The following is a 5,769-nucleotide window of genomic DNA, read 5'->3' as shown; positions in this document are numbered from 1 at the left end:
CGCTCCTAAGCTCGCTCATACGAGCGCCCTTAAGACCGGTCGTTCACCCGCCGGACAAGGCGGGGCTCACCGGATGGGTACGGCTCTCTTGCGCAACCAATGCGTCGAAAAGCGTTACGGGAACTCCGGCTTCGCAGGCTGCTGTAAGAATATTATGGAAGTAGAGGCGCCGGCGCGTTTGGGCATCCGCGCTGATGCCCTGACGAGGAAAGTACCCTGTCGTGAGGCAATCCGGATCAGGAAAGTATGCTCTGCGGCGATAGACGCTATAGTCGAATTTCGGGCGCCCTCCCCTCATCCAATCCGGCACGAAGGTCGCTGCCGGAACAAGGTCGAGTGACGGCTCGGCCCCGGGCTCCATAGTCGCGTTGAGGTTCGCGAAGTCGGCCTCGAGTGCCGAAGCTCGTGATGGCAGAGCCTGGGAATCGTTGAAAGGCGAAGCCGCCGATGGAACACCCGGTATGAGCATTACAAACGCGGACGAGCGTTCTGGCGAGAATGTTTGCAATTGCGCTTGCTGCGCGGATGCCGGGACAGACAGGAAGAGGATTGCAACCAGTAGATTTTTCATAACCATACCTTTCGGCATGGTTTTTCTATCGCTTCGCTCTTCTAGATGCGCCCAGACTGATAGGCAATGCTCCGCAATCGATCCGCTCTCATATCACGGGTGAAGCCGCGTATCGAGCGCGAAGCGTTCCTGCTCGACCAGTTCATAGGCACCGGCTGCTTTCACGGGATCGAACATCAAGTTCCAGCTTTTTGACGACACGGCGCTCGGTATCAGCAAGAATGCATGGTTCTCGAGTAGTGCGTTGCCGAACGTCTGCTGTCCTGCACTCGGTATCCCAGGTGACAGCCAGTTGGGATTGGGTACGTCGCCCGGTTGCACGATCTTTACCGTCGAGGGATCCTTAACGCGCAACGCAGTCAATACGTGTGGAACGGTATCAAGCACGCGGAAGGTCTTATGGACCGCAACCTCAAGAATAGCGGTAGACGGATCTATCGCGCAGTAAACCACTCTCTTGCCTGGAGCATTCCACCGGCCTCCGACGCGATAAGCGCCTTCGCCACTATTCCATGTCGCTCTGAAATCGTCGTGGTCGAGACGCCAGGCGTGGATGTCCTCAGACCCCAGCCCTCCCGGCAGCGGCGTCACGCGTATACGCCATATTTCAGTCGTTCAAGGTGGGTTTCGACTAGCTCCGTGCCTGCCGGCGTGCTGAGAAGATCGATCGGCAGACGCTGATTCAGCCCCAAGGCTGGGCGGTTGAAGAATGCCTCCGCGTCCTCTTGATTTCCGAACACCTCGATTGCTTCCTCGAGCAGCTCAGCGAATTTCCACGCCCGTCCGCTTTGTTCAAGGCTCAATCGCTTTGGCGAATCCTCCCTTTTTCGGCGCTGCAGGGTACGAAGACTGATACCCATCGCCTTCTCGAAAGCGCCGGGCTGCTGCAACAAGGCAACGTTCTCGGACAAAAAGATCAGTGCTCCGCCGGGGAAACCCTTTTCGATCACCTCGTGCGCGTCGAGACGATTGCGGAGCGGCCGCTTGAAGGTTGATTTGCCCCCAAGCCGGCGGCCCGCTCGGGTAACGATCGCATCATCCTCTCGTTCAATCACTGTCGCCATATGTCACCTGTCGTTTGTAGAGCGACATATGGCATCGAGAGCGATCTTGTCAATTCACTGTGAGCCCCAAGAGACTGATGCGTGCAGGCGATTTGGCGGGGTTTCAGTCTCGATCAGTGCCTCACACGGCCGGGTGCAGAATAGCTGGCGTCAGGCTTTTCGTTTCATAAAGCTGACTTCCACCGCTGCGTCCGGTGTGCCTGTCAAGTTCCCAATTGTGTGGACGTCTCCGGTAGCTCGCGAGTTCCGCTCAATAGATTGAATTTACGCCATTATTTCAGGAGCGAGAGCAAGTGGGCCTTGCTGGGACAACGCGAGATTCTGGCCGAAAAATTCTCTGGGCTACAATCTGGCCTTGGTTCGGCGGAAACTGCTGTCCCTGATCGGTACCCTGTCAGCCCCTGCAACTAGTTCGAAATGAACGACAGAGCGCCCTTACGGACAGTGCTGCACTGGCTCTCAGACGTCGGACTCCAATGATCATCAGGGCAGGATTGCTCACGATGTAAGTATTGTGATGGGGACCAGATAGCCATGGCGCAGTCAGATGTTCAATGCGGTTTCACATGCCCCGTACCGTCGAGATTTCATTCCCCAGCTTGGCCAACTGTCGGCAATTGCGAACAAGAAAAAAGGCAGGAACCGTTGCCGGTCCCTGCCCCGTCAGTGCGGTCAGAACTCGTCTGACATCGCCCCGTGGATAGTGTGCACCACGCGCGCTGCAAGGTGCGACGGAAGTGCGTTGTAGTCGCCCTCGTCCAGGGCAAAGTACCCAAGGCGTTTGTCCTCGACAATATGCTGATCGAAGAAGCTGTGCAGTGCTCGACGCTCTGCCACAGCCAGCGCGGCAAAGTAGCGATCCGAAGTCGAAGTGCGTTGGAATTGCGTAGCCATGATATCCTCCTGATGTCTGCCGTTGACGGCAGGAGCAGGACGGATGGGCGTGCGACCGGCGGGTCAGGGATCGCCCTGAAGGGCGACCGCGAAGCGGCGGTAGGGGAAACGATTTTGTCGAACCGTAGCGCAGCGAAGGGGAGGCAAAATGGTGGGTCCCTGCCGTCCTTGACGCGCCGGTTGTACGGCCATCAGAATGGGACAACCGTGAGCCAGGCCCCTCCCCCGCCAGAGAGTTTGAACAACGCAAGAAGGGGCCCCGTTCGGTTGCAACGGGCCCCCTTCAGAGGATCGATTGACGAGAGAGATCAGTCGATCTCGGGAGCGTCGGTGTTGTCGTTGTCGTCACCCGAGCCATTGCCGCGGGAGAGGAAGTCGACCTTGTCGGCGAGGATCTCGGTACCGTAGCGGGTGACCCCGTCCTTGTCCTCCCACTGAGTGTAGTGGATGCGGCCCTGGACCGAAACCAGCTGGCCCTTGGAGCAGTACTGGCCGACGGTCTTCGCAAGGCCGTTGAAGCAGGTCACCCGGTGGAACTCGCTTTCCTTGGCGGTGTAGCCGTTCTCGTCCTTGTAGGTCTTGCCATCCTTGTCGCGCGCAGGGCGATCAGTGACGACGGTGATCCCGGTGACATTGGTGCCGCCCTTGGTCTCGCGGATATCGGGATCGCGGGCGATGCGGCCGGTGAGGATTGCGATATTGGTCATGATGAAAGTTCCTTCAGTTCCTCAAACCGGAGACCATCTCCGGCTTGCGAACATCTGAAAGAAGCAGGTCATGGGAGGACTGCACCGCAGGCCTGTAAGGCCGAAGGGGAACCTGTTCATGACGGGTGGGGCGGGCAGGCAGCGCAGCTGCCAACACAGCCGGAAAGGAACGGGTTGCCGTCCTCAGCTGACCTGGTTCAGGACTGTTCGCGAACAAAGCCGGATGGGTATCTGGTGCGCGTCTGAAGGTGCCAAGACCCTGCTGCAATCAGCCTGCCCCATCGCCCTCCGTTGCCGCCAGGAGATCCATGAAGTTGCGGGCAGCTTCCCGATCTTCCTCGTTCTCGAACGCCACATCGAGATCGGGGGCTGACTCGGAAATGAGAAGGCCGGGACTACCCTGTCAGCCAATTGAGGGAGGACGAGAATGACTGCCTTAGAGGACAATCCGGTCAGGCTGCTTTCTGGAATGCGACCGAGGTAAGCAGACATCCGAGAGCGGATTAGGTTGCGTCAGCTTTGCGCTCTAATTGCCGCCCCTCGGCTCGTCGGAGGCAATCCTAGGAGCGGGCATGAACTCAGGCGGGGCACGCCGCTAACATATCCGCATCATGTGACCGCCGCCTCGGCCGCTGTTGCATCCGCCACAGGCGGCCTAAATGCGAACTGGGTCTCGCATTTGTCATGCGCACACACCGGCTTATTTAGGCCGAACGGCCGCTGATACTTGGTGCGGCCGCACACGCATTCGAATTGCTGCCGGAACGCCTTGAACTCGTCCCACCGCGTCTGCTCGTCCCCAATCGAGCCGTTGCCATATGGGGCGTCCTGAAAGTGGCTTCCGAAATTCTCAATATCGCCTTTGATAAGGCTAGTGATGAAGCGGTTGTTCACGCCCGGCACATCAGCAGGAGTCAGCTTTAGGTCGCCAAGGAAGCCGCCGATCGCCGCGGCCAGCTCGGCGCGCTCGTATGAGTAGGCCTTTTCAAGCTGTCGGATGCGGATATTGACGCCGAACCCGCGGGCGATGCCCAGCAGCCATTCCTCCTCCGCTTGACGCATCTCGTTCGCGGCAGATTCTCCCTTGGCCCAGCGATCGGCGATCATCTCATCGGTGACCTTGTGGTCGGCGAAGCGAGGCCCATACGCCGGATCAAGTCCGATGATGCGGGTGAACTGCCAGTCCTTCGCTGCGAGCTGGTCCTTTAGATGATTGAAGAAACGTTCGTCATGGGTGGCAAGGATGATCTGGCAGTCGGTGAACATCTTCGCGAGCAGCGCACCGATCGCGCGACGATGATCGGCGTCATAGGACGTGACGACATCGTCCAGCGCAATCACCGGTGCGGCACTATTGAACTTCTTGATCGCCGCAAGGCGCAGCGCGAGCGCGACCGAATGGATCTGAGAGTCGCTGAGATAGCCGGCCGGCGCGACGCTTTGACGATTGTCCGCAAAATCGATCACTAGCTGCATACGCTGCTGGTTGGTGTCTTCCTCACCAGGCAGTTCAAGCCGGATCGGCTTGGCGTCGGCGCCTTGGATCTCCTTGTAGATGTCGTTCATCGGCGCCTGAAGCGTATCGAGGAGCGACTGGACCTTCTCCCGGATTTTTCCCGAAACGAGCGTGGCCTGCGCAACGAGCGCGTCGTGCAGCGTGGTCAACTGCTCGGAGGTGCGGGTTGCCAGCGCCACATCCTTTTGGAGATTCAGCAGCCTGTCGATGCTGCCCTTGACCTTGCCCCAAGTATGCTCGCCCTGTTTCGCCTCGATGTCGGCGATTTCATGATCGAGGTCCGCGAGGCGGGTCTCCAACTCAGCGACGATGGCGGCGGAATCGGGCGCGTTAACGGTCGGCCATTCATCAACGCCGGCTTGGTAGGCGAGGAGCGCAGTCTTAAATCCAACGCCATCGTCATCGGACAAATGATCGATCATCGCGGGAAGACGCGCTACGAGCCGACTGTGCGCCTGCCTGGCGGCGGTCTCGGCATTGTCCAGGGCGGTCCTTGCATCGTTGTAGCTTTGCAGATCCTCGAGATGGGTCGTCAGGAGATCGCGGATCGCGGGCACGCTTCCGGCGGCAGTGTCACCGATTGCCGTGGCACAGACCGGGCATGCGTCGGGCGCGGTCGCGTCGTCGGCAAACAGCTTCTCGGCTTCCTTCCAAACAGACCGGAAGACCGTGCCCGCCGCCTTGTCGCGCTCAACGACCTCAGTGGCCTTCGCGTCGGCCAGCGCAGACCGCGCCTTATCGAAAGATTCGATGGCGCCCGAATATTTGGCATCGCCGCCGTCCTCGGGGACGATTTTTTGCCACAGCGCAATGAGCGAATTGCGTATCTGTTTGAGGCCGGCGAGACCGAGCCGCTTTTCCTCCGCATCAACACGATTGCAGACCTCGATATAGCTCTCGTCCTCGGCAGAGAGCGCTGCGAGCGCTAGCTCGGGTGTTCGCCGTCAGCACCAATGGCACAGATTTACGGTTGTAGATTAAGGAGGATTTGGGTCTCGTCGTAGTGACGAAGGAACG

Annotated in this window: 8 protein-coding genes; 2 read left to right on the top strand and 6 right to left on the bottom strand. The window is 59.1% G+C overall.

What is annotated here, in order from left to right; translation table 11 throughout:
• Positions 1–43: 43 nt before the first annotated feature.
• The 5 genes from K4G67_RS17045 to K4G67_RS17025 form a co-directional block, all read right to left on the bottom strand.
• Positions 44–571: a hypothetical protein gene (locus tag K4G67_RS17045; RefSeq protein ID WP_239807442.1), complete on the bottom strand. Its 528-nt coding sequence runs from the start codon at positions 569–571 to the stop codon at positions 44–46.
• A 93-nt stretch (positions 572–664) separates the two neighbouring features.
• Entirely contained in the window at positions 665–1,162 is a 498-nt protein-coding gene (locus K4G67_RS17040) for an RES family NAD+ phosphorylase (RefSeq protein WP_119587717.1), read from the bottom strand.
• Entirely contained in the window at positions 1,159–1,635 is a 477-nt protein-coding gene (parS, locus tag K4G67_RS17035) for a type II RES/Xre toxin-antitoxin system antitoxin (protein WP_063612609.1), read from the bottom strand. The genes K4G67_RS17040 and parS overlap by 4 nt, the downstream gene beginning before the upstream one ends.
• 672 nt (positions 1,636–2,307) lie before the next feature.
• On the bottom strand, positions 2,308–2,529 hold the full coding sequence (locus K4G67_RS17030; protein ID WP_048885062.1) for a hypothetical protein: 222 nt from the start codon (positions 2,527–2,529) through the stop codon (positions 2,308–2,310).
• A 308-nt stretch (positions 2,530–2,837) separates the two neighbouring features.
• Entirely contained in the window at positions 2,838–3,236 is a 399-nt protein-coding gene (locus K4G67_RS17025) for a single-stranded DNA-binding protein (RefSeq protein ID WP_048885061.1), read from the bottom strand.
• 223 nt (positions 3,237–3,459) lie between these two features.
• Between K4G67_RS17025 and K4G67_RS17020 the strand changes: the two genes are divergently transcribed.
• Positions 3,460–3,609 carry a hypothetical protein gene (locus K4G67_RS17020; protein ID WP_161485440.1) on the top strand — a complete coding sequence of 50 codons (150 nt, stop codon included), beginning with the start codon at positions 3,460–3,462 and terminating at the stop codon, positions 3,607–3,609.
• Positions 3,610–3,845: 236 nt separating this feature from the next.
• On the opposite strand, the gene K4G67_RS17015 is transcribed toward K4G67_RS17020, so the two are convergent.
• Complete coding sequence (locus K4G67_RS17015) at positions 3,846–5,174, bottom strand: hypothetical protein (protein ID WP_239807441.1); 1,329 nt, start codon at positions 5,172–5,174, stop codon at positions 3,846–3,848.
• On the opposite strand from K4G67_RS17015, the gene K4G67_RS17010 reads away from it, so the two are divergent.
• On the top strand, positions 5,163–5,681 hold the full coding sequence (locus K4G67_RS17010) for a hypothetical protein (protein ID WP_239807440.1): 519 nt from the start codon (positions 5,163–5,165) through the stop codon (positions 5,679–5,681). The genes K4G67_RS17015 and K4G67_RS17010 overlap by 12 nt on opposite strands.
• The last annotated feature ends 88 nt before the right edge of the window (positions 5,682–5,769 follow it).

The organism is Croceicoccus hydrothermalis, assembly GCF_022378335.1.
Taxonomy (GTDB): Bacteria; Pseudomonadota; Alphaproteobacteria; order Sphingomonadales; family Sphingomonadaceae; genus Croceicoccus; species Croceicoccus hydrothermalis.
Note: the sequence above shows the minus strand (reverse complement) of the source record. Positions and strands in the feature narration are given on the sequence as shown.

What these genes read in the sequence shown, in the direction of transcription:
- K4G67_RS17045 (WP_239807442.1), bottom strand. Translation starts at nt 571, where the DNA reads ATGAAAAATCTACTGGTTGCAATCCTCTTCCTGTCTGTCCCGGCATCC.
- parS (WP_063612609.1), bottom strand. Translation starts at nt 1,635, where the DNA reads ATGGCGACAGTGATTGAACGAGAGGATGATGCGATCGTTACCCGAGCG.
- K4G67_RS17030 (WP_048885062.1), bottom strand. Translation starts at nt 2,529, where the DNA reads ATGGCTACGCAATTCCAACGCACTTCGACTTCGGATCGCTACTTTGCC.
- K4G67_RS17025 (WP_048885061.1), bottom strand. Translation starts at nt 3,236, where the DNA reads ATGACCAATATCGCAATCCTCACCGGCCGCATCGCCCGCGATCCCGAT.
- K4G67_RS17020 (WP_161485440.1), top strand. Translation starts at nt 3,460, where the DNA reads ATGGGTATCTGGTGCGCGTCTGAAGGTGCCAAGACCCTGCTGCAATCA.
- K4G67_RS17010 (WP_239807440.1), top strand. Translation starts at nt 5,163, where the DNA reads ATGATCGATCATCGCGGGAAGACGCGCTACGAGCCGACTGTGCGCCTG.
- K4G67_RS17015 (WP_239807441.1), bottom strand. Translation starts at nt 5,174, where the DNA reads ATGATCGATCATTTGTCCGATGACGATGGCGTTGGATTTAAGACTGCG.